This is a genomic window from Vibrio sp. G-C-1 (genome assembly GCF_021728015.1).
In the GTDB taxonomy this organism is placed as follows: Bacteria; Pseudomonadota; Gammaproteobacteria; order Enterobacterales; family Vibrionaceae; genus Vibrio; species Vibrio splendidus.
The window spans coordinates 441,687-463,610 of sequence record NZ_JAKKCR010000002.1 but is presented as its reverse complement, the minus strand read 5'-3'; the positions used below and the strand labels follow the sequence as shown (position 1 = coordinate 463,610).

21 protein-coding genes are annotated in these 21,924 nt (G+C 45.4%); 16 read left to right on the top strand and 5 right to left on the bottom strand.

Annotated elements, in window-relative coordinates; all coding sequences use genetic code 11:
• The first annotated feature begins 56 nt into the window (after positions 1 to 56).
• Together L3V36_RS05115 and L3V36_RS05110 are read left to right on the top strand one after the other, a co-directional pair.
• On the top strand, positions 57 to 458 hold the full coding sequence (locus tag L3V36_RS05115; RefSeq protein WP_017083094.1) for a hypothetical protein: 402 nt from the start codon (positions 57 to 59) through the stop codon (positions 456 to 458).
• Between the two features lie 218 nt (positions 459 to 676).
• The gene (locus tag L3V36_RS05110; protein ID WP_208774333.1) at positions 677 to 1,414 is read left to right on the top strand and encodes an NUDIX domain-containing protein; all 738 of its coding nucleotides are present in this window, start codon (positions 677 to 679) and stop codon (positions 1,412 to 1,414) included.
• Positions 1,415 to 1,554: 140 nt separating this feature from the next.
• Here L3V36_RS05110 and L3V36_RS05105 read toward each other — a convergent pair whose 3' ends face one another.
• The gene (locus L3V36_RS05105; RefSeq protein WP_016785531.1) at positions 1,555 to 3,075 is read right to left on the bottom strand and encodes an aldehyde dehydrogenase family protein; all 1,521 of its coding nucleotides are present in this window, start codon (positions 3,073 to 3,075) and stop codon (positions 1,555 to 1,557) included.
• A gap of 353 nt (positions 3,076 to 3,428) precedes the next feature.
• On the opposite strand from L3V36_RS05105, the gene L3V36_RS05100 reads away from it, so the two are divergent.
• Positions 3,429 to 5,219 (top strand): sigma-54-dependent Fis family transcriptional regulator, encoded by a 1,791-nt coding sequence (locus L3V36_RS05100; protein ID WP_208774334.1) that lies wholly within the window; start codon positions 3,429 to 3,431, stop codon positions 5,217 to 5,219.
• 402 nt (positions 5,220 to 5,621) lie between these two features.
• Entirely contained in the window at positions 5,622 to 7,736 is a 2,115-nt protein-coding gene (locus L3V36_RS05095; RefSeq protein ID WP_208774336.1) for a methyl-accepting chemotaxis protein, read from the top strand.
• A gap of 187 nt (positions 7,737 to 7,923) precedes the next feature.
• Here L3V36_RS05095 and L3V36_RS05090 read toward each other — a convergent pair whose 3' ends face one another.
• On the bottom strand, positions 7,924 to 8,775 hold the full coding sequence (locus tag L3V36_RS05090; protein WP_208774338.1) for a LysR family transcriptional regulator: 852 nt from the start codon (positions 8,773 to 8,775) through the stop codon (positions 7,924 to 7,926).
• Between the two features lie 116 nt (positions 8,776 to 8,891).
• On the opposite strand from L3V36_RS05090, the gene L3V36_RS05085 reads away from it, so the two are divergent.
• Both L3V36_RS05085 and L3V36_RS05080 read left to right on the top strand, forming a co-directional pair.
• On the top strand, positions 8,892 to 9,539 hold the full coding sequence (locus L3V36_RS05085) for a glutathione S-transferase family protein (protein ID WP_208774339.1): 648 nt from the start codon (positions 8,892 to 8,894) through the stop codon (positions 9,537 to 9,539).
• A 143-nt stretch (positions 9,540 to 9,682) separates the two neighbouring features.
• Positions 9,683 to 11,125, top strand: coding sequence for an N-acylglucosamine 2-epimerase (locus L3V36_RS05080; RefSeq protein WP_208774341.1), 1,443 nt, complete (start codon positions 9,683 to 9,685; stop codon positions 11,123 to 11,125).
• Positions 11,126 to 11,352: 227 nt separating this feature from the next.
• On the opposite strand, the gene L3V36_RS05075 is transcribed toward L3V36_RS05080, so the two are convergent.
• On the bottom strand, positions 11,353 to 11,760 hold the full coding sequence (locus L3V36_RS05075) for a hypothetical protein (protein ID WP_026012354.1): 408 nt from the start codon (positions 11,758 to 11,760) through the stop codon (positions 11,353 to 11,355).
• Positions 11,761 to 11,953: 193 nt separating this feature from the next.
• Entirely contained in the window at positions 11,954 to 13,285 is a 1,332-nt protein-coding gene (locus tag L3V36_RS05070) for a ferric reductase-like transmembrane domain-containing protein (protein WP_208774343.1), read from the bottom strand.
• A 233-nt stretch (positions 13,286 to 13,518) separates the two neighbouring features.
• On the opposite strand from L3V36_RS05070, the gene L3V36_RS05065 reads away from it, so the two are divergent.
• From L3V36_RS05065 to L3V36_RS05045, 5 genes are all read left to right on the top strand, one after another.
• Positions 13,519 to 14,220, top strand: a complete 702-nt coding sequence (locus L3V36_RS05065) for a flavin reductase (protein ID WP_108185366.1) — start codon at positions 13,519 to 13,521, stop codon at positions 14,218 to 14,220.
• A gap of 175 nt (positions 14,221 to 14,395) precedes the next feature.
• Positions 14,396 to 15,187, top strand: coding sequence for a CLCA_X family protein (locus L3V36_RS05060; RefSeq protein ID WP_208774345.1), 792 nt, complete (start codon positions 14,396 to 14,398; stop codon positions 15,185 to 15,187).
• Positions 15,188 to 15,372: 185 nt separating this feature from the next.
• Positions 15,373 to 15,630, top strand: a complete 258-nt coding sequence (locus L3V36_RS05055; protein ID WP_208774347.1) for a type II toxin-antitoxin system prevent-host-death family antitoxin — start codon at positions 15,373 to 15,375, stop codon at positions 15,628 to 15,630.
• Positions 15,620 to 15,886, top strand: coding sequence for a Txe/YoeB family addiction module toxin (locus tag L3V36_RS05050; protein ID WP_017069754.1), 267 nt, complete (start codon positions 15,620 to 15,622; stop codon positions 15,884 to 15,886). The genes L3V36_RS05055 and L3V36_RS05050 overlap by 11 nt, the downstream gene beginning before the upstream one ends.
• 31 nt (positions 15,887 to 15,917) lie before the next feature.
• Positions 15,918 to 16,241: a DUF4144 domain-containing protein gene (locus tag L3V36_RS05045; RefSeq protein ID WP_208774349.1), complete on the top strand. Its 324-nt coding sequence runs from the start codon at positions 15,918 to 15,920 to the stop codon at positions 16,239 to 16,241.
• 115 nt (positions 16,242 to 16,356) lie between these two features.
• Here L3V36_RS05045 and L3V36_RS05040 read toward each other — a convergent pair whose 3' ends face one another.
• On the bottom strand, positions 16,357 to 17,685 hold the full coding sequence (locus tag L3V36_RS05040) for an anaerobic C4-dicarboxylate transporter (RefSeq protein ID WP_208774351.1): 1,329 nt from the start codon (positions 17,683 to 17,685) through the stop codon (positions 16,357 to 16,359).
• Between the two features lie 412 nt (positions 17,686 to 18,097).
• Here L3V36_RS05040 and L3V36_RS05035 point away from each other — a divergent pair, with 412 nt between their 5' ends.
• The 5 genes from L3V36_RS05035 to L3V36_RS05015 all read left to right on the top strand — a co-directional run bounded on the left by L3V36_RS05035 (position 18,098) and on the right by L3V36_RS05015 (position 21,833).
• Positions 18,098 to 18,757 carry an HAD family phosphatase gene (locus L3V36_RS05035; RefSeq protein WP_102448156.1) on the top strand — a complete coding sequence of 220 codons (660 nt, stop codon included), beginning with the start codon at positions 18,098 to 18,100 and terminating at the stop codon, positions 18,755 to 18,757.
• A gap of 196 nt (positions 18,758 to 18,953) precedes the next feature.
• On the top strand, positions 18,954 to 19,580 hold the full coding sequence (locus L3V36_RS05030) for an HD domain-containing protein (protein WP_102448155.1): 627 nt from the start codon (positions 18,954 to 18,956) through the stop codon (positions 19,578 to 19,580).
• A 41-nt stretch (positions 19,581 to 19,621) separates the two neighbouring features.
• Positions 19,622 to 20,137, top strand: a complete 516-nt coding sequence (locus L3V36_RS05025; protein ID WP_102448154.1) for an N-acetyltransferase — start codon at positions 19,622 to 19,624, stop codon at positions 20,135 to 20,137.
• 80 nt (positions 20,138 to 20,217) lie between these two features.
• A complete protein-coding gene (locus L3V36_RS05020; RefSeq protein WP_017076950.1) occupies positions 20,218 to 20,904 on the top strand; it encodes a DNA-3-methyladenine glycosylase I in 687 nt (228 codons plus the stop codon).
• 194 nt (positions 20,905 to 21,098) lie between these two features.
• Complete coding sequence (locus tag L3V36_RS05015) at positions 21,099 to 21,833, top strand: GntR family transcriptional regulator (protein WP_017075215.1); 735 nt, start codon at positions 21,099 to 21,101, stop codon at positions 21,831 to 21,833.
• Positions 21,834 to 21,924: the final 91 nt, after the last annotated feature.

The window sequence follows — 21,924 nt, the reverse complement described above, 5'->3', positions numbered from 1 at the left end:
AACAAATCAAACCTGTTACCATAGCGTCTTCAACATCACCTATTTTGAAGGTTGCTATGAAAGCAATTAAGACTCTTTTCTTCCTGATGGTTTTATTGAGCGGTCTGTTTACCGCTTGGCTGTTTATCCCGATTCCAGCGACCATGGACAAGCAAACGCTCGACGTTCCATTAACGGAACCGTTCAAGCTTGTGGCGTACCGCAGCAACCCGAATGATGCGAGCAAGCCGCTGACTTACCACTACTATGTGATTTCAGATGTGGTTGGCGTGGACGACATGGACCCGTTCCTAGTTACCACGGACCAGTTCGTCAAGCTTGGTGAATTCGACGAGAACACGTTCAATTTAACGGTTAACGGTAAGATTGAGAGCTATACCAACGATTTATGGATCAAAAAGGCCGACGGCAAACTGCAACACTGGTACGTAAGTGTTGACGCTAACTATGTTCGCTAAGATCGAGCTGCCATAGACCCTATTCCAAGACTGCGCTTTGGCTTCCAAGCGCAGTTTTTGTTTCTAGCCGCCCGCTTTACGCTCTCCCTCACTTTTTACCCACCACTGCCGTGCTCTTAAAAATACTACAAGCAGAGCAGGTTTTATAAGCCCTTAAGATGTTATAAGCTCCACCTATGCTCGACTCCCTATAAATCAAAAATAATAAAGGATCACTAGTGGAATTTACGCTCGACAAATTTAACGGCATCATCATTGACCCAGCAACAGCCCCTCACGATGCTGACTCTTTCAATGCCGAACTCAGCGAGATCACCGAATTTTCAAAGCAGAATAACAAAGGCATCATTTGGATTAGTTTACCTATTTCACTCTCGCACCTTATTCCGGTGGCGACTGAGCTTGGCTTTGTGTTTCACAACTGTCTAGAAGACGAAATTACGCTGATCCACAAATCCGAGATTGTAGAGTTTGTGCCTTTCATCCCTACCCACACCTTGGGTGCTGGCGCGTTGATCACCAACGAACACAACCAAGTGCTGATGATTAAAGAGCACGGTATGACTGGCTACAAGTTACCTGGCGGCCATATTGAGTTGGGTGAAGGTATTGAGGAATCGGTTGTTCGAGAAACCTTGGAAGAAACCGGTATCGAAGCCACATTCGTTTCGGTGGTTGGCATGGCGACAAGACACCCGTATCAGTTTGGCAAATCAAACCTCTACTTTATTTGTCACCTTATCGCTCAAACTAAAGATATCGCGATTCAAGACACTGATGAAATTGAAGAAGCTAAATGGATAGATGTTGAAGAGTATATTAGCAACCCCGACAGCTACCCGTTTAACCGCCAATTGGTCGGCTCTCTGATAGGAAAGCAAGGTTTGGAACTCACTCAGCTAGAAGGCAACTATGGCCCTGTCCACAAGCCCGAGATCTTCTTTTCGAAAAGCTAGACCAATTCAAACATAAAAACGCCCAACTCAATTGAATTGGGCGTTTTGGTTTCTAGCTTTTGTTCTTAATTAAGCCTACTGCGTTGTTCGTTGTTCTTTGTACCCATGATTCATTCTCATACTTTTAGAACGAACCTGTATCAGAAAAAACCTAGTGGATTGGTATCGTAGCTGATCAACAGGTTCTTCGTATTTTGGTAGTGATCGAGCATCATCTTGTGTGTCTCACGGCCAATGCCTGATTTCTTATAACCACCGAACGCGGCATGTGCTGGATAAGCGTGGTAACAGTTAACCCAGATACGGCCGGCTTCAATGTTGCGTCCCATGCGATACGCGAGGTTTGCATCACGAGTCCACACACCTGCACCCAAGCCATATTCGGTGTCATTGGCAATTTCTAGTGCTTCCGCTTCATCTTTAAAAGTGGTGACCGCGATAACTGGACCGAAAATCTCTTCTTGGAACACACGCATCTTGTTGTGCCCTTCCAGCATGGTTGGTTGAATGTAGTAACCATTACCGAGATCATCTGGTTGCTGCGCGATTTCACCACCTGTTAGCACTTTAGCGCCTTCTTGACGGCCGATCTCAAGATAGCTCAGAATCTTATCGAACTGCTCTTTAGAGGCTTGTGCACCCACCTGAGTATCAGTATCTAGCGGGTTACCTTGTTTAATAGTTTGAGCACGCTCGACCACCTTGGCGATGAACTTGTCGTACACCGATTCATGGATCAGCACACGTGACGGACACGTACACACTTCCCCCTGATTAAAAAACGCCAGCAACATACCTTCGACACACTTATCTAGGTATTCGTCTTCATGATTAAAGATATCTGGGAAGTAGATATTTGGAGACTTACCGCCCAGCTCAACCGTTGATGGAATCAAGCTTTCAGCCGCACATTTCAATATGTGGTGGCCGACTTCTGTCGAACCGGTAAATGCCAATTTCGCCAAACGATCGCTGGTTGCTAACGCTTGACCCGCTTCACTACCAAAACCATTGACGATGTTGACTACGCCTGCTGGTAGAAGATCGGCGATCTTCTCCATCATCACCAAGATCGATGTCGGTGTTTGCTCGGCTGGCTTCATCACCACACAACAGCCCGCAGCCAGTGCAGGTGCCAATTTCCAAGCCGCCATTAAAATCGGGAAGTTCCAAGGAATGATCTGGCCGACTACACCAATTGGTTCAGGGAAGTGGTAACTCGCCGTGTTTGAATCGAGCTCTGCTGCGCTGCCTTCTTGCGCACGAATACAACCCGCAAAGTAACGGAAGTGATCGACAACCAAAGGAATATCTGCTGCCAAAGTTTCACGCACAGGCTTGCCGTTTTCCCACGTCTCAGCGACTGCGATTTCTTCTAGGTTCGCTTCAATGCGATCGGCAATTTTAAGTAGGATGTTGGAGCGCTCAGTCACACTGGTCGAAGCCCAACTTGCACGAGCTGCATGCGCGGCATCAAGTGCCAAGCTAATGTCCGCCTCGGTTGAACGTGCCACTTGGCAATACACCTGACCATTCACTGGGGAAGTGTTATCAAAATACTCGCCGCTGACAGGCTTCACCCACTCGCCACCGATAAAATTATCGTATTGCGCTTTAAAGTTCACCACTGCGTTATCACTACCCGGCTGTGCGTAAATCATAGTTAGATCCTTCTTAGATTTTTAGTCGTTGTTCATTCGTTATTGAGCTTATGTTGTCGAGCTAGCATGGCGGCTTCCCTTGAGGACAGATCTCATGAAAAGAGCTCTAAAAAAGAGTGTCACCATGTTTATACTTTCTGTTTAAAACACTGATACTGCGTGTTTTCTTCACAACAGTAACAACGCAAATCACACGCCAGAACTTCAAAACTTGTTGTTAATAAATTGTAAAACTATGATTACCAAACGTTTACAACCCAAAGTGAGTTGGCATTGAACGGACGTCTGGAAACCACACCAGTGTTCAACTGTTCCAAATTGGTACACCCTCACTGTTACGACATGGAACAGTCATGCACCTTCAACAAGCAAACACCTCAGATTGGCTTTCATCCTCTTGGCACCGCAGCACAGAAGCGGGTCTAAAACAGAGACGACTTCCTGAAGACATTCGCCTGCCACAATCAATCCTTAAACAGCGACGTCATCAATCGTCCGACTTGATTCATATCGTCGAACGTAATACTCTCCCTCTGTTTAATCAGATGTTTGCACGCACTGACAGTCGTTTGATCCTGACGGATATTGAAGGGGTAATTCTGGCAAGTTGGGGACAGGAGCGGTTTAAGGAGAAGCTGACATCAATTGCACTCAGCTCTGGAGCATGTTGGCAGGAACAACTTAAAGGCACCAACGCGATTGGCACCGCCATTGTTGAAGCGAAACCCGTATCCATCATTGGCGAACAACACTTCATCCACCAGCATCGATTTATCAGCTGCTCAGCAAGCCCAGTGTTCGATCATCAAGGTCAAATGGTTGGCGTCTTGGACATTACTAGCGAGCAACAACAACACGACAGTTCGGTACAATTGCTGGTTCAAAATATGGTTCAGCTTGTTGAGAACCAGCTACTGAGTCACATTCCACAAGGCACCACTCGAATCGATCTCGCGTGTGAGAAATCTTTATTACACAGTGGTTGGCAAGGGATTGTGATAGCCAATGAAGCTGGCGAAGTAGTGGCGCACAATCAGGTTGCCTCTCAACTATTAGATCAAACCTCGATCGTCGGCGAATGCATAGATACCCTCTTCAACCGAACCTCATTAGATACGCCTTTTGTGTTTGAGAAACAGCTCCTCAAACAAGCAACTGCAAAGCGCACTCGCTCTATTTCGGCATCGTGTGATTTGCACCATGGTGAACAACAGATAGAACACGCTTGGCAGCAAGCCAATAAGGTTATCGACAAAGGGATCAGCTTGTTGATCTTAGGTGAAACAGGCGTTGGTAAGGGCGAGTTTGTTAAGGCGTTACACAAGCAAAGCCAACGTAAATCGGCCCCCTTGGTGGCGGTGAATTGTGGTGCACTACCGAAAGATCTTATCGAATCAGAACTGTTTGGCTACGCACCGGGCGCTTTCACTGGCGCAAGCCACAAAGGATTCCAAGGTAAGATCCGCCAAGCAGACAAGGGCATTCTATTTTTGGATGAAATTGCCGACATGCCATTGGAGGCTCAGTGTCGATTGCTGCATGTTCTACAAGATAAGTCAGTAGTGCCTGTTGGCTCAAATCAGAGCTACCAAGTCGATTGTCAGATCATCGCCGCGACTCATAAAAACCTAGAACAGTTGGTCGCTACGGGGGAATTTCGACAAGATCTCTTTTACAGACTAAACGGCTTAGCCTTCACCTTGCCAAGCCTGCAACATCGACAAGACAAGCACGCCCTAATCGAACACATTCATCGTAAATACGCAGAAGACGAACAGACAATCTGCCCGCATTTGATGAGTTTACTGTGCGCCTATTCTTGGCCAGGCAATATTCGCGAGTTAGACAACTTACTTAAGGTTGCTTCTCTATTGGCAAGTGATGAACGACAACTCACCTTAGAACATGTACCTAGCCACCTTGCTCAACATCTCACGTCGTTAGCACACGATAATCAGCATCAGCTAATGACTCCTAATGCCATCAAAGGTACAGCGAGTAACGATTTAAGAAGTACCGTTGAAGAAACCTTGTTGCAAACGTATCAAGCGAACCAAGGCAACATCAGCAAGACATCTCGAATACTCGGCATCAGCCGCAATACCATTTATCGAAAGCTAAAGAGCTTGGGGATTCTTCAATAAAATATGCACAATGATTTGGTTCCTCAGATTGAACATGCAACGCATAAACACACACTTTATAAGTGGATATAATGCGCTTCGGATTAAATTAAAACGTGAGCAAAGTCACGTAATGAGTAATCCATATTCAGGACACTCTCAAACTACAACTTCTTGATTTACCGACAAATAAATATCATCAATAAATTTAAAAGATCAATGAATACAAATAGCTAATGAAATAATTACGGCCATTTGCTTGCCTTATAGAACTCGCCCACAAGATATAAATCTGAGCACTATGCAATCCTATTTATAATTTTGATCACCCTATTCTTTTTGTGTTCATTATTTTGAATTTTCCATTCACTTATCTTGTTTAAAATCTCTGGAAAACTACCACTATTTGGCTACAGGGATCATATGTTTAACAGTATACGTACGCGAATTGCGGTGAGTGCAGGTGGAGCAATGGCTTTCACTCTGTTGATCGCAATGGGCATGACCACCAGCGCCTTTACCGATGTGAACCAACAAGTCACTGAAAAAGTAAAGACACAGCTGACAGACGCAACAACGACAGATTTACAAAACACAGCCATTCAACAAGGTTTGAACATTGCCAACCAACTTGATCCTGTACTAGCAAACCTTAAGCAAGCACGATCCATTATTGAGTTAAGTTCAGAAACCAATGCAAGCGCAGACCTTATCGTTAAACAGTTTACTGCCGCCTTGGAAGCACAAAACAAAGCTGTATTTGCAGGCTACATGGTGTGGGAGAACAAGACTTGGCCACAACAAACCGATCTGAATAACGAGATCAGCTTGGACACTGAATTAGGTTTTAACAGTCAGGGCTACCTTGCGCCTTTCTTCTCTCCAAATGATCAGAACAGCTTTGACGCCGTCGCAATGGAGAGCTTTAGCAATACCGAGCTAAACAGCAACGGTGAGCACAAAGACGACTGGCACTTAATGCCATACCAAACCGGTAAGACATTTGTGATGGAACCCTATTTCTATCCAGTTCGCGGTAAGCAAGAGCTCATCACTACCATCAGCCAACCAATCAAACAAGACGGGAAAATCATTGGCTCAATTGGTTTTGATTTGTCTTTGTTTGAGCTTCAAAGCCAAAGCGAATTGCTTGCACGTAACTTGTTTGATGGCGAAGGAAAAATCCTTATTACATCATGGAAAGGCATAACTCTCGCCAACAGCCGAGCTGGAAACATGGTGGGTAAAAAAGTCTCTTCTGAATTGGAATCCGAATGGTCGACAATTCAATCTATCGCTAAGCGAGAAGGGGCTGGTCTTGTTAATTTCGGCGGCGATGAGTACGCAATTACCGCAATTGAGACCAGTGATGCTCCATGGGTAGTCATGGTGTCGGTTCCCAGTAGTCACCTTACAAAAAGCGTCGACAACTACACACAATGGAGTGATGCACAGAATTCAAAAGCACTTGAAAAAGGTGTGTGGGCGGGGCTCATCGCAGCTATTCTAGGCATTGCCTCAATGGCATTCATTGCCAATTCTCTGGGCAAGGTTCTGAACAACTTAGTGGAGCGTTTTAAAGATGCAGCACAAGGCGAAGGCGACTTAACTTACCGCATTGAAGTGAAAGGAAAAGATGAAACCGCTCAGCTTGCACACTGGTTCAATACTTTCCTATCTCGTATGCAAGAGATGCTACTTACCGTTATGGTAACGGCCGACCAAGTAGATAAAAACGCAACAGAAGGCCAAGCTCGTGCTGAAGTTTCACGTGACCAGTTGAACTCTCAGGTTAACGAGGTGAACTCACTTGCAACCGCGATCAATGAAATGAGTGCGACTGCGCAAGAAGTGGCAAGTTCAGCGGTTCAAGCAGCCGCAGCCGCAAGCCAAGTACAAAGCAACAGTCTCAATGGCATGACACGCATGGACAATGCCGCCAGCGCAGTAGACAACTTAGCTGTGCAGGTAAATGACGCACAGCAACAAACGCAAAATTTGGTCGATTCGAGCACCGCTATTCAAGGTATCTTGAGCGAGATTGGCGGTATTGCAGAACAAACAAACCTACTAGCGCTTAACGCTGCGATTGAGGCTGCACGTGCAGGTGAAGCAGGACGAGGCTTTGCTGTCGTGGCAGATGAAGTGCGTAACCTCGCCAATCGCACTCAAGGTTCGACAGAAGAGATTCGTTCGATGTTGGCTCGCCTAGAACAAGAGACTCAATCTATCGTGATATTGATGGAGCAAAGCCAGAAGCAAGCGAATGACACCAAAGGGGAAACCCAAGCAGCACATCTAGCACTATCTGAAATCAACCAAGCGATTGAAGTGATTAACGACATGAACAATCAGATTGCTTCCGCGGCTGAAGAGCAAAGCTCAGTATCAGAAGAGATTAACCGCAATGTAGTGATCATCAATGACACCGCCGTGGAAGTGATGGGCACCATGACATCATCAGTAGCAATCAGTAATGAGCTGACAATGAAAGCCGGAGATTTGCACGGTGAGTTAAGTAAGTTCAAGCTTTCTTAATTACCAACAACGTCTCACAATAACTAGGCCGAGAAACGCGATGTTCTCGGCCTCTTCATTTCTTAATTTCCGCTCAACTTCAAACTCATCGATTGCAATTCATTTATCAAAGTTCATCTAACAAAGATTGCTTAATAAAACTGTCCTAACCAAACTATCCCTATAAAATATCCCAATATAAACACAGCTAATCAGACTCTAATTCCACAAGCTGATTGAGCACTTCTTTATCCAATACAGGGTGATGTTTGCTCGCTAAGATCAATACAATATCGACCGAAGGCAGTGGCGGCATATCATCAAGTATTTTCAAATCAGAAGTCACGCTGAGCTTACCCATCGCGCCAATGGCTAAACCCGCTTTGACGATGGCACGCTGCGCCGAAGCGGTATTGCTACACGCCAACAATTGATAAGGCGTACCCTGCTTAGTTAAACCATTCACTGCTGCAGCGTGATATTTACAGTCCGTTTGAAACAAGGCTAATGGAACAGGCTTGGAACCATCAAACGCATAATCAGGGCTACTAATCCAAACCCCAATATCACTGGTGAGCCAATGCCCCTCTTCGCTGTCGGGCGCTCGGGTGACAATCGCCGCATCAAGCCTTCCGTCATCCAACCACTCTCTCAGCGTAATGCTCGGCAGGCTAAATATTTGGATTGAACAGGTGGGTTCCGCTTTCTGCAACAGGCGAATCACTTTTGGCAGAATAGTGTCGTTGTAGTCTTCAGGGCAGCCGAGTCGCAGAGGTTGTTTGTCTTCGTAACGCTTTACTTGCTTGAGGGCTGTATTGTGGAGCGCTACCAACTGTTCGGCATGAGAACGCAGCGCTAAGCCAGCTTCAGTCAGTATTAAATTACGTCCTTCTTTCTGGAAAAGAGTGACGTTGAGTTCTTCTTCCAGTTTGCGCATCTGAGCACTAAATGCCGATTGGGTGCGGTTGATCTGTTTCGCGGCACGCGTAAAGCTACTGGTTTCTACAAACGCGAGAAAGCCTCGCAACGCATCAATGTCCATATTGAAATCACCACCCATCGTTTTTATTAATGTATTGCATCAAAATTATCCGTTAGTGCCTCGCAATACAATCCCCTAAGCTCAAATGCATGCCCTAGGCTCAAAACATACCCACCAAACGCAAGGAAGCAACGATGCAGCTTTATATTGGAAACCAGAACTACTCAACTTGGTCACTGCGCGCATGGCTAATATTCGACAACTACAACCTCAATGCAGAAGTCATTAAGCTCAAACTTTTCACCTCTGATTTCTACGACACTCTGGCGAAAGTGACACCAACGGCCAAGGTTCCAACCTTAGTTGATGGCGACGTTGCGGTGTGGGATTCACTGGCCATTCTCGAATACGTTAACGACGCCCACTTGAACGGCGCAGCATGGCCCAGTTCAGTGAAAGAACGCGCTCATGCCCGAGCAATTTCCGCAGAAATGCACTCTGGATTTTTTGCCATCAGAAATGAAATGCCGATGAACTGCCGCGCACAACGAAAGCTCACACTCAGTGAATACGCATTGAAAGACATCGCTCGTATTGATGCAATTTGGTCAGCACAAATGGAGCAACATCCAGAAGGCTGGTTGTTTGGTGAATGGTCGATTGCCGATGCGATGTTTGCACCTGTGGCGTTGCGTGTAGAAACTTATGGAATAGAGCTTTCAGAAAAAGCAAAACAATATCAGCAACGCGTGCTCAACAGCCCATCAATACAAAAATGGCTAGCAGAGGCAAGCTTAGAAACCGATGTGGTTGAAGAAGATGAGGCGGGAAAGCCTGTATAAAATACAAGACACCCTTTCAAGGCTCACCAGTCTGTGAGCCTTTATTTAAACCTTAATAATTTGATCGATTGTGATCACCGAATCACAATGTGCAGATGTGATTGTTTATATTCAACTAAATTCAAATCATTAAGATAAACATCATGTTACGAGCAACGATCGCATTACTCAGCGTGGCCAGCTTGGCCGTATCCGCCAATGTCACCCTTCCCACTGGAGAAGACTGGATCAATCATGCCTCTGAAGGGCTCGCACCTTACTGGCTGATGCCTAGCGCTCAGGGAGAACCGGTAGGCAACTTCCCTACTTTCCGTTGTGATGATGGCACCTTGCTCGATGTATCTGATGTGTGTCCTGAATTGAATAGAGGCTGGATCACTCCGCACTTTGGCAAGGAGTTCACGCGCATGAAATCACGCCAAACCTATGCCTACGGCGTGCTCTATCACCTTACTGGAGACAAACAAGCTTTAGCGCTTGCCAAGCAAGGTGCCTACTACCTCATTGATCAACTAGAAGATAAGCAAAATGGTGGCTTTATTGGCTACACAAAAAAGGGAAAAGCAGGACAGGATTGGCAGCAACGTACCTCTCAAGATCAAGCGTATGCATTAGTTGGCCTTGCCATGTACTACTACCTGACCCAAGACAAAAAGGTAGAAGAAGCACTCATCGCCCAACAAGCTTTTATCTTTGATAAATATCGACTTAGCGACAACAGCGGTCTTGCTTGGGTACTTGCTGACGGTGAAGATGGCAGTGCAAAACGACGCGAACTGGTCGCGCAACTTGATCAAATAAACGGCTATCTGTTGTTAGTCGCACCTCTGCTCAAAGAGCCCGTCAAATCCAAATGGCTTGATGACTTAAACTGGCTCACGCAAGCCATGATTGACCAATACCATTCTGAAGATCAACAACGCTTCTACGGGGCTATTCACGATAAAGCTGCGATGATGCCGAATGCCAATCACAACGATTTTGGGCACACCATCAAAGCATATTGGATGACCTATCTAACCGGTCATGCATTAGATAATTCCGATTGGTCGGAATTTGGTTTAGACGGCATGAAACACACTCTGGATCAGGCGCAATATCAGAAAGACTTTGCCAATGTATCTAACTACTTTGGTGAGCGACTTCAGAAAATGTGGCAAGGGCAAGATATCACGGGCTGGCAAAGCAGACCGCACAGCCAGTGGGCGTCATCATGGGAGTGGGCTGAGCTTGATCAAGCGGCTATGACGGTTTCGCTGGTCGATGGTTCAATGAAAGACGTCCTGCAATACACCCTACCGACCTTTCATGATGTATGGGTCGACCACAAATACGGTGGCGTTGGGCTTGATCCTAAGCGTACTAAAGCTTTCCATTGGGGCAATGGCTATCACCAATTTGAACATGCGCTGATTGGCTATTTATATGCTCAGCAAGTTGACGCTAAACTGGCTGTATTGCACTACGCAAGACCGACCAACAGCAATATGCCAATGGAACCGTATTACTATCAAGGAGACGTGGTTAAGTTGGAGAAACTTGGAGATGGAACGCAGAAGGTCAGCTTCAATAACATTCGACCTTAAGATCTGATATTCGCTCATCGATACTTTTGCTGTGGTTTACAGTTAAGACGAAAAAGATGAGTGACTAGCTGTTCGCAAAGCCTGAGAAGAAAAGATGCTTTTCAGGCTTTTGAAATACAATCGAACAACATTTATTGGTAGGGTTTGAAATGACTTTATAAACAAATTTTCACGATCAGATAAATCTTATCGGGCCTCAAGTGAAACAGCAAAAGACATCGGAAAAATCACTTCTTATTATTCTGCTCAACCAGCTTTTCATTCCACGCTTCGTTGCCGTCTCGCTTACTGACATCATACTCAGAACAGAACTGCGATATGGTCATGTTGTTATCGCCCGTCGCTAACTTTAATGCCAACTGAACTTGTTGAAGCTTGCTTTGAAGGCGAAGGTTTTGGCCTGCCTTTGGGCTTTTTTCTTTGGCGAACTTTAAAGCGGCGTGTTTACGCTCGGCAGCGCCAGCTCGGCGATCCGCTTCTGATAATAGATATTTTAGCTGCGCGACACTCTTGCCCTTCTTAAAGGCAGGCTCAAGCAACTCAACGCATTCATCAAATGATGGATTTATAACATATGGATCAATTCTATGCGCTTGTTGACGCATCCACTCTAGCGCGAGCTTTTCATCTGACATTTTGCAATCTTTACCAATAAAACAGCCGTACATGGTATCGCTCAATAGCAAACCGCTGCAATAAAAAATTGAGTAACTTTTGCCTTTTTAATTAGAGCTTGTCGTTAAGTATCAATAACACCAAATCCAACCGCTGCCTTAACCCCGCAACGAAGAGCCAAACTTGACGCTATTGATACCTCATTAGGCCTTTTTAACGCATCACAAACAGCTCTTCGTGATAATTTTGGTCAACATTGAACTTGTACGTATCGAGTTCTTTTTTAAGCGAGGTTGAGAACAACTCTGGCCCACAAAAATACAACTCATAAACATTTAGATCACCACATTGACTCGCGATTCTCTCTGCGTTTAATCGCGGAGAGTGCAAGGTATCTATTACGTTCAGCTTCACACCGACTTGATGCGCAAGGTGCCATAATTCATCGACTAAATGCTCATCGACACCGCGAGTACAGTAAAACAGTTCAATTCGAGGATGAGTTTTCTCTGTTTTGAGCGCTTCAAGCGTTGCAAAAAACGACGCTATTCCGACACCACCAGCAATCCAAATCTGTGGCTTGTTTAGGTCAAACTCAAGTCGACCATAAGGCCCTTCCACCGTAACCGCATCGCCCGCCTTTACTCGCTCAACTAACCCATTAGTAAAATCACCCAACTCTTTAATCAAGAAACGCAGTTCTGAATCTTCGCTACCTGACACAATAGTAAACGGATGAGGATCTTCATTACCAAAGCGTAAGTACGCAAACTGCCCTGCTTTGTGTCCTCGCCATGATGTACTTGGCTTTAGCACTAACTCCATCACTTCAGCTTTGGGAAAGTAGCGAGTGGAAACGACAGAAGCAGAGTGACGATTACGACGCCCTACAAAGCCCAATAAACTGTAAATCGCCGCAACAGACCCAACCAAAGCAAATGCCACTGTTAGGTAGTAAATTGGTTCGCCCCAATAGGCATGTTTGAGAAGTAATACTGAGTGAAAAGCGATCAATAGGTACGCGACCGACATAAAACGATGTGACAATTTAAACGGTTTGTATTTCACAGCCGCCCACAACGACGCCACCAGTAAAACGAGTAATAGGTAAAAGCCCCACTCTCCAATGTTTTCAGCAAAGCCGTGGAGTCCATTGACCCATGCTTCCCAACCAGACAATGTTCTTGCAGGGCCTGAACCATCGTGTCGAACAGGCTTAGCCAACACTTCAGACATCACTAGCCATTTAGGAATCTGGTACCACAACCAGTGTGTCACACCCAGTGCTACGCCGCCTATACCTAGCCATTTGTGGACTCGATACGCTTTATCCATACCGTTGAGCCAATTCTCAACCATAGGTAAACGCATCGCCAAAATCATGGTGATGGACATTAACATCAGAGACAAAATACCCGAGTACTGAATCATGGCAGAACGCCATTCAAATACGTTGTTTGAAGCGAAGAGTTGCGGTTCCATCGCAAACCAAAAGGCTGACATTGTGGCAATCATTGCCCAGATGATATTGCGGACTGATTTCATTTTTTAACACTCATAAAGACGACATCATTACTTTAGCTTGCGTGATGTAAAGCGACGTCAACATACGTAAATCTATGCAAATGATCTCGCCCGTTGTGCAGTAGTAGAGGTAAAAGAGACAGGCTGCCCACGACCAAACTAACCACTCTGCTGATCGATAGAGGATGCTTCTGCGTAAATATGAGTTGGTTAGTGAACAAGTCGTCGAAACAAAAGTGAGAAGAAGAGAAAATATGAAGGAAATGACCCTTTCAAGACAAGATATCCAAGCAATGGATCAACGTGAGCGTGCTCGTTTAATTAATTCCTTATCGGGGTTCAAAAGCGCTAACCTTATTGGCACCTGCGATAAACAAGGGCTAGAAAATCTTGCTGTGGTGAGTTCTGTGGTTCACCTAGGGTCAAATCCCCCCTTGTTTGGCTTCATCGTCCGACCTGCAGAAAGTCGCCGTCATACATTAGAGAACATCCTGGAAACTAAACATTTCACCATCAACAGCATCGGTGCGGGCTTTGTTCAAAAAGCCCATCAAACTTCCGCTCGTTACCCTAAATCAATCTCAGAGTTTAACGCGGTCGGTCTCACGTCCTATTACGATGATGTGTTCCCTGCTCCGTTTGTCTTGGAAAGCCCTCTGAAAATAGGCTTGGCTTTCAAAGAAAAAATCACAATTGAAAGTAACCAAACCCAAATGTTGATTGGTGAAGTTGTTACGGTTCACGCGCCAAAACGTGCTGTGATGCCGGACGGCTACCTAGATTTAGAAGCGTTAGATTTAGTCACTATTTCTGGGCTAGACAGCTATCATGTCACGCAGAGGTTACATCGTTTAAGCTATGCCAAACCAAACAAGCCGCTGTTTCCACTGACCCACGAAGGTAGCCCAACCTCATGGGAAGCTTTCGAACACAATCTAACTCATTTTGTTCGGTAATTTACTCACAAAGGTGCTAACTTTCGTTCATAAATACTATTCATAACGGTGTGGTTTAAAGAATATGGCTCAATGCCCAGCATCCGATAAGAATGCTCCACTTAATTCTCATCTAACATCTTTATTTCCACCGAACACCTTTATTTCCACCTAACATCTTTCTCCAAGGACCCCTTTGAAGTTAACCCACTTTAAATACAAAACGCGCAAAGGCCCAGACTACCGACATGGCGATCAGGTGTCATTCATGGACATCAAACAGACCTTCGGTATGGGCAGCATCCGTGTGGGCGCTTGGGTAACGAAAGAAGAGAAAGAACTGGCTGCAAATCTGATCTTCGACTCGTTAGCAGACTTGGCTTACATCTTGGCTCTGCCGCCAGAAGCCATTGGCCTTCGCGGCACGCTCGGTTTAGCTTTCGGCAGTGGCGGAAGAAAAGGCGTACAAGCACACTACGCACCAAATCAAAGAGAGTTAGCCCTTGCTAAGAATGCAGGAGCTGGTGCTCTCGCCCACGAGTTCTGGCATGCATTTGACCACTACATCGCTGAGAAAGCGTTTGAAATCGGCGACACCTCTGGCCCTCGTAAGCAAATCTTGTTCGCCAGCGACTGTTGGCTACACGATAGAAAAGTACGCCCTCATCCATTAAACGAGAGTTTGATGTCTCTGTTCGATGCCACACTACTCAGCGACAACAATCTGGATAAGCACGACTACGTTGCACGCAGTGTTATTGCCGACAAGGCAACGTCTGCCCGTTACTTCTCACTACCAACAGAAATGATGGCGCGAGCCTTTGAAGCTACGATCGAGTCCTGCTCAGATATCGAGAATTCTTACTTAGTCGATGGCACGACCAAACCGGATATGTTCCCGCTTTATCCAGACCTCACGCATCGCAAAGAGATTTATGAAGCGCTGCAAGGTTACTTCGCGCCGTTGGGCCGATCTCTAAGTAAATAGCATTTTGAGTCAGTAACACTCTGCAGATTTACGTGAGTGACATGTACCATAAGTTGATCATGTGTAACCTCTGAGATAACATGTACAACAAGCGGAACATGTACAATAGTTAATTCATGAATGATTAACTATTCTGTGTATATTGAAAGATTAAACATATCCAAAAACAACAGGGTAAATAAGTGATGAATATTATTTCTTTTACTGAGGCAAGAAATAGCCTTAAGTCTGTGCTCGATAGAGTGGTAGACGATTCTGATGTTACGGTAATAACCAGACGAGATTCAGAAGATGCCGTGGTAATGTCTCTTGATCATTTTAATTCAATGCAAGAAACCTTGTACCTAATGAGCTCGCCTAAAAACGCTGAAAGATTGGCTGAATCCATTGCTCAACTCGAAGCCGGAAATACAACCGTTCGAGAATTGAATAATGACGAATGATCGAAAGATTGTATTTACAGATAATGCTTGGGAAGATTACCTATACTGGCAAACCCAAGACAAGAAAACGCTCAAGAAACTAAATAAGTTGATTGAAGCTGCCAAAAGAACGCCCTTTGAAGGGATTGGAAAGCCGGAGCCACTAGTCGGCAACCTGTCTGGATTTTGGTCAAGACGAATCGATGACAAGAATCGATTAGTGTATAAAGCAGATGACGATAACTTTTACATAATTGCTTGTCGTCACCACTATTAAAAGCAGTAAGCAGCACATAGAAAGGGCAGTGATGATCAGTTGGCCATCTTTAGTAAAACTCGACGGTGATGATGAACTTATTTACGTCGCGTCCGAGAACGATTTTCAAGCGGAATGCTCAGAGATGATCTTGGGCGAAGAGGATTACCTCATCGATTCAGTTGGCGACAGTTACTCGCTTCAATCGAGCTCAAATCAACTGTCTCTAGCGAAACGAACTGAACACTATTCGACTGAAAGCGTGACCAAACTGATTCGAAACCACGAGTTCCAGAAAGCTGAAGTGTGCCTGATGAAGATCCACTTCTTAACGATAGAAGAAGCGATTCAGTCTTTGGCTTTTGAGGCTCGCTAATACTGCTTAAGAGCTCGTATCAAAGCTAATTCCCAAGACAGATTAAACAAAAACAGCGCCAATTCAGGCGCTGTTTTTCGTTGTTGTCTTAGCTATCTCAAAGAAAGCTAATTCATTAAGCGATAAAAATCTGAGCCAGTGCGTAGCCTAAGCAACATGCGCCTACTACACCGATCAAACCAACCGACATAAATGAGTGGTTGAAGTACCACTTACCAATCTTGGTGGTGCCAGACACATCGAAGTTCACCGTTGCGATATCTGATGGGTAGTTCGGGATGAAGAAGTAGCCGTAAACCGCTGGCATCAAGCCGATAAGCAGTGCTGGATCTAATCCTAAGCCAAGGCCAACCGGTAGCATCATACGTGCAGTAGCGGCTTGCGAATTCACCACAACCGATACGATGAATAGCGCTAGCGCAAACGTCCATGGGTAGTTAGTCACCATTTCCACGATGCCAGATTTGAACTGAGGCATTGCGTATTGGAAATAGGTATCCGACATCCAAGCGATACCGAAGATAGCAATCGCTGCCACCATACCCGATTTGAATACCACGCCGTTTGGCACGTCACGTGGGTCGGTTTTGGTTGCCAGCAAGATGATACCGCCGAAACAGAGCATCATCATCTGGATGATCACCGACATCTTGATTGGCTTCTCGCCATCTACAATGGTTCTGATCTCAGGCACCATCGCCACGATAACAATCACCACAATCGACAATAGGAAAATCAATACTGCATTACGAGCCGAAGTTGGAAGCACTTCATCCAAAGAGGTCGCGGTGGTGCTTTCAATGCGCTTTTTCCACTCAGGATCTTTTAGGCGAGCTTGGTATTCAGGATCGTCGCTCAGTTCTTTACCACGTTTCAAGCTATACAGAGAAAGCAAAAGTGTGCCGAACAAGGTTGCAGGAACCGTCACCATCAGAATAGAAAGCAGAGTAATAGAGTGTTGGATATCAGAAAGTTGTGCGAGGTAATAAACCACAGCAGCAGAAATTGGAGATGCAGTAATCGCCAGTTGAGAGGCAACAGACGCAGCCGCCATTGGGCGCTCAGGACGAATACCATTCTTCAACGCAACATCGCCGATGATTGGCATAATTGAGTAAACCGCGTGGCCAGTACCCAATAAGAAAGTCATCGAGTAAGTCACGAACGGTGCTATCAAGGTGACGCGTTTCGGGTTCTTTCTCAGTACCCTTTCCGCAACTTGAAGCATGTATTTCAAGCCACCAGCCGCTTCGAGGATCGAAGCACAGGTAACAACAGCGAGGATGATCAGCATTACGGTGACAGGTGGTGACGTTGGTGGCATCTTGAAGACAAACACCTCGATAACCAAACCAATCCCAGAAACAACACCTAAGCCAATACCGCCATACCGAGACCCGATATAAAGTACGACTAATAAAAATAGAAACTCAAAATACAACATAAGCAACCTTGCTAAAAAATGTGGACTAATTATATTTTGTCCTTTAGTTCAGCCTTTTACTTATTACTTGGTCACACTATGATTGCAGGCTTCCGCAAATTGTTTTTTATAAGATTATGGTCACGCTAACGCGTCTGTAAGTTTATGAATTGTAATAGGAAGCTAGGCACTCAACCGAGATTTGTTATGTATGATAACCATTATTGTGTCTGTTAGAACCGCCTGACCTATCAAACATCAGACTCATAACTGAACGATATTATTCCAACGCAAGTTAATCAGGCTTCGCCTCATCTAGAAGCATATTACCGAGACAATTCGTCATATTCTTACTGAACACTGACTCGCCTATCTCCAGGCACTATGTCAAAATACTCGCCCTCACGACGACAACACATAAAGAACCACGGATATGAATTTTCAAGCTGCTATTTTTGATATGGATGGACTGCTGCTCGACACCGAGCGACTTTGTATGCAGGTTTTTGAAGAAGCATGTCACGCGCAAGGCGTTCCGTTTTTGCAGGATGTTTACCTAGGCATCATTGGTTGTAACGCAAAAACCATCGAACAGATCTTTAGAAATGGTTACGGCGAAAGCTTAGATTACCCAGCATTGAACAATGAATGGCGCACTCGCTACAGTGCGATTGTTAAGCACCAGGCTATCCCAGTTAAAGATGGCGTGATTGAGCTTCTTGAATGGCTGAAATCAAACGACATTCCAATCGCGGTGGCGACCTCGACTCAGCTTGATATCGCTAAAAAGAAGCTTGAGCTGGCTGGCCTAGATTCTTACTTCACCTCACTAAGCACAGGCTGCGAAGTGACCAATGGTAAGCCTCACCCAGAGATCTACCTGCTAGCGGCAGAACGCCTAGGTGTTGCCCCAGAAACCTGCCTAGCGTTTGAAGACTCAAACAACGGTATTCGCGCATCAATGGCAGCCAACATGATCAGCTTCCAGATCCCTGATTTAGTAGAACCATGTGACGAAGTAAAAGCGCTTGGACACACCATCAGCCCTTCTCTGCATGATGTGTTAGCGCAGCTTCAACAAGCCGCTGCATAAGCTCTGGTTACCGTTGATAACGCTTTAATCAACACAGAATAACCTTTCTATTAAGCCGACTCACAGAGTCGGTTTTTTTGTGGGTATTCCTTTTATAAAAGATAAAAACTCGCGCTTGAAACTGTTACAGTCGATGTGAAACTGATGCTAAGTGACAAGCAACATTGATAACATCTAGAAAGGGAGAAAGAGACACGTGATTGCGAAAATTGAAAGCCAACTGCTTGATTTTGCAAAGCAAGAGATGACACAAGATGCAGCGCACGATATCAGCCATATTAAGCGCGTAGTCAAAACCGCCATGGCTTTATGTACTCAAGAACAAGCCAAGCTTGAAGTCGTGCTGCCCGCCGCTTACCTTCATGATTGCTTCACCTTTCCAAAGAACCACCCAGACCGCGCTCAAAGCTCACAAATGGCAGCAGACAAAGCCATCTCTTATCTCAAATCTATCGAATATCCTGCGTCCTATCTTGATGAGATCCATCATGCCATTGTCACGCACAGCTACAGCGCCAACATCACACCTGAAACGTTAGAAGCTCAAATCGTCCAAGATGCCGATCGCCTAGATTCTCTCGGTGCTATTGGCATTGCTCGCTGCCTGTACGTCGGCCAAAGCTTTAACGCTGATCTCTATAACCATCAAGACCCGTTTGCGAAGCAACGTGACTTGGATGACAAGCATTACAGCGTCGACCATTTCTACGTGAAGCTGTTCAAGCTCGCTGAAACCATGAATACAGAATCCGCCAAGTTAGAAGCCAACAAGCGCACCGACTACATGCGTGGCTTTCTTGATCAGTTGGGCGCAGAAGTTTAACGGATTAAAAAAGAGACACGCGATTAGGGAGAGAGAAGGATATGGAAATAAACCGCTTTAAAGCATCCGACGCTGAAGAGATCGTCACTTGGTTTACATCCCTAGAAGACTACGTGTTGTGGGGTGGGCGAACCTTTGGTTGGCCGTTAAAAGCAACCTCCATCATCAAACGTTCTCAAGAGCCACATGTCGAGCTATATACCTTCTCTGCATCTAAGTCATACTTTGAACCGAACGCCAACTCAAACGCCAGGGACTTGCTTGGCTTTATGGAATTTCAGCGCATGTCTGACAATGAACTTCGCTTTTGCCGGGTCGCGATTCACCCAAACCAACGAGGCAAAGGGCTTGGGCAATCCATGATAGAAAGTGCATTAGAAGCTGCGAAAAAAATACCGGATGTCACCACCATCACTTTAGCGGTATTCAAGCAAAACCACGGCGCAAAACGCTGCTACGACAAAGCGGGCTTTCAGGTGGTCGACAAAGAGCCGAGCGTGAAAGAGTTCAATGGTAAAACATGGCCCTTGTATCAAATGGAATTAAAGCTCAGCTAGCATGTTTTACTTGGCTCGGTCGTTTTAATTGCTAGATCTGACCCCATATCTTAGAAACTCGCATTAATTTGGAACCTTCAATGACCCAAGAGAAATTCGACACCATTTATCAACGTGCGGCTCACCGTAAAGGCGGAGCAGCCGAACTCGAAAAGATTGTTCGCGCGCCCCTTTCCCAAGCCGAGTTATCGCAAATCACCGACGACCGTTGGCTAGCAGCCTTTACCGAAAAGGTATTCCAGTGTGGTATTTCATGGAATGTGGTGAGAAAGAAGTGGCCGCAATTTGAAGAAGTGTTCTTTGAATTCGACATCGAAAAGATGCTGATGCTGCCGAACGAGATGTGGGAGCAGAAAGCGCAAGACCCGCGCATTATTCGTCACCTTACTAAGGTAATGACCATCCCTGCCAATGCCACCATGATCCACAATGCCAAGCGTGAAGCCGATTCATTCTCACAAATGGTTGCCGACTGGCCATCAGAACGTATCACCGAGCTGTGGGATTACCTGAAAAAACACGGCAAGCGATTAGGTGGTAATACTGGTGCCTACACTCTGCGCCAAATGGGTAAAGATACCTTCATCTTGTCATCAGATGTTGAAGCACACCTACGCAGCACAGACGTGGTTGATAGCGGTCGTAATACCAAGCGAGCACAACTGGCAGCGGGTAAAGCCTTCAACGAATGGCAACAACAGTCAGGTCGTAGCTTGAGCGAAATCAGCCAAATCGTTGCCTACAGCTGCGGTGATAATCGAGTTTAGTTGGATTAAAAATGGCTTAAAGCTAAAGGTTGCACACAGTTCCCTGCAAACAAAATGTTATAAGTCATTAACAAATAAGCGTGCATCGCACTTTCATCCGGTGGCATTGTATAGATAAATGTATACAATATAGAGTAATACTCATGAATTATTCTCGACCAACCCAACTCGACTAAACAAGGGTCCTTATCTCTATGACAGTTCTCAAAAACTCTGTCTCCAAAGGTGTAAAAACGAAAGTAACAGGCCAGACTCAAGACGATGTTGTTTACTGCCATATCTTCGACGCGATACTAGAACAAAGGCTGCCACCAGCCACCAAATTAAGCGAAGAAGCCTTAGCAGAAATCTTTAGCGTTAGCCGCACCATTATCCGTCGTGCCTTACTGCGTCTCTCTTTAGAACAAGTTGTGGTGATCCGTCCAAACCGAGGTGCCATGATCGCAGCCCCAACGGTTGATGAAGCCAAGCAGATATTTAAAGCACGTGAAGTAATGGAAATTGCTATCACTGAGCTAGCGGTGAAAAACGCAACCAAAGCGCAAATAGAAGAATGCAGAAAATTAGTCGCGAAAGAGAACTGTGCTTTCGACCAAGGTGATTACGGCTCTGGCCTACGTTTGTCTGGCGAGTTTCACATCAAGCTGGCTGAAATGGCTGAGAACGCACCACTGCTGGCTTTCCAACGCAGCTTGGTATCGCAAACTTCACTGCTGATCGCTCAATACGAAACGGGCAACCACTCGAACTGTTCTCTAGACGAACACTCAGGCTTACTGGATGCGATAGAGTCAGGCAACGAACAACAAGCCGTAGAATTGATGCAAGAACATCTAAGCCATATTCGTTCGAAGCTCAACCTAGACAGCAGCACAGCTTCTAGCGACCTGCATGTGGTGTTCTCTGATCTGCTTAAGAGCAAGTCATAGAATATTCAACAAACGCTTAATAACCATCCGTTAACAACTTTTTGTTAACAGCTTTTTATTAACAGCTTTTCGTTAACAAAACTGGAGAGAA

Bases quoted from the DNA above. Each gene is read 5' to 3' on its own strand.
- L3V36_RS05020 (WP_017076950.1), top strand. From the start codon at position 20,218: ATGACCCAAGAGAAATTCGACACCATTTATCAACGTGCGGCTCACCGT.
- L3V36_RS05045 (WP_208774349.1), top strand. From the start codon at position 15,918: ATGATCAGTTGGCCATCTTTAGTAAAACTCGACGGTGATGATGAACTT.
- L3V36_RS05080 (WP_208774341.1), top strand. From the start codon at position 9,683: ATGTTACGAGCAACGATCGCATTACTCAGCGTGGCCAGCTTGGCCGTA.
- L3V36_RS05100 (WP_208774334.1), top strand. From the start codon at position 3,429: ATGCACCTTCAACAAGCAAACACCTCAGATTGGCTTTCATCCTCTTGG.
- L3V36_RS05085 (WP_208774339.1), top strand. From the start codon at position 8,892: ATGCAGCTTTATATTGGAAACCAGAACTACTCAACTTGGTCACTGCGC.
- L3V36_RS05075 (WP_026012354.1), bottom strand. From the start codon at position 11,760: ATGTCAGATGAAAAGCTCGCGCTAGAGTGGATGCGTCAACAAGCGCAT.
- L3V36_RS05065 (WP_108185366.1), top strand. From the start codon at position 13,519: ATGAAGGAAATGACCCTTTCAAGACAAGATATCCAAGCAATGGATCAA.
- L3V36_RS05025 (WP_102448154.1), top strand. From the start codon at position 19,622: ATGGAAATAAACCGCTTTAAAGCATCCGACGCTGAAGAGATCGTCACT.
- L3V36_RS05050 (WP_017069754.1), top strand. From the start codon at position 15,620: ATGACGAATGATCGAAAGATTGTATTTACAGATAATGCTTGGGAAGAT.
- L3V36_RS05095 (WP_208774336.1), top strand. From the start codon at position 5,622: ATGTTTAACAGTATACGTACGCGAATTGCGGTGAGTGCAGGTGGAGCA.
- L3V36_RS05035 (WP_102448156.1), top strand. From the start codon at position 18,098: ATGAATTTTCAAGCTGCTATTTTTGATATGGATGGACTGCTGCTCGAC.
- L3V36_RS05015 (WP_017075215.1), top strand. From the start codon at position 21,099: ATGACAGTTCTCAAAAACTCTGTCTCCAAAGGTGTAAAAACGAAAGTA.
- L3V36_RS05090 (WP_208774338.1), bottom strand. From the start codon at position 8,775: ATGGGTGGTGATTTCAATATGGACATTGATGCGTTGCGAGGCTTTCTC.
- L3V36_RS05105 (WP_016785531.1), bottom strand. From the start codon at position 3,075: ATGATTTACGCACAGCCGGGTAGTGATAACGCAGTGGTGAACTTTAAA.
- L3V36_RS05070 (WP_208774343.1), bottom strand. From the start codon at position 13,285: ATGAAATCAGTCCGCAATATCATCTGGGCAATGATTGCCACAATGTCA.
- L3V36_RS05055 (WP_208774347.1), top strand. From the start codon at position 15,373: ATGAATATTATTTCTTTTACTGAGGCAAGAAATAGCCTTAAGTCTGTG.
- L3V36_RS05115 (WP_017083094.1), top strand. From the start codon at position 57: ATGAAAGCAATTAAGACTCTTTTCTTCCTGATGGTTTTATTGAGCGGT.
- L3V36_RS05040 (WP_208774351.1), bottom strand. From the start codon at position 17,685: ATGTTGTATTTTGAGTTTCTATTTTTATTAGTCGTACTTTATATCGGG.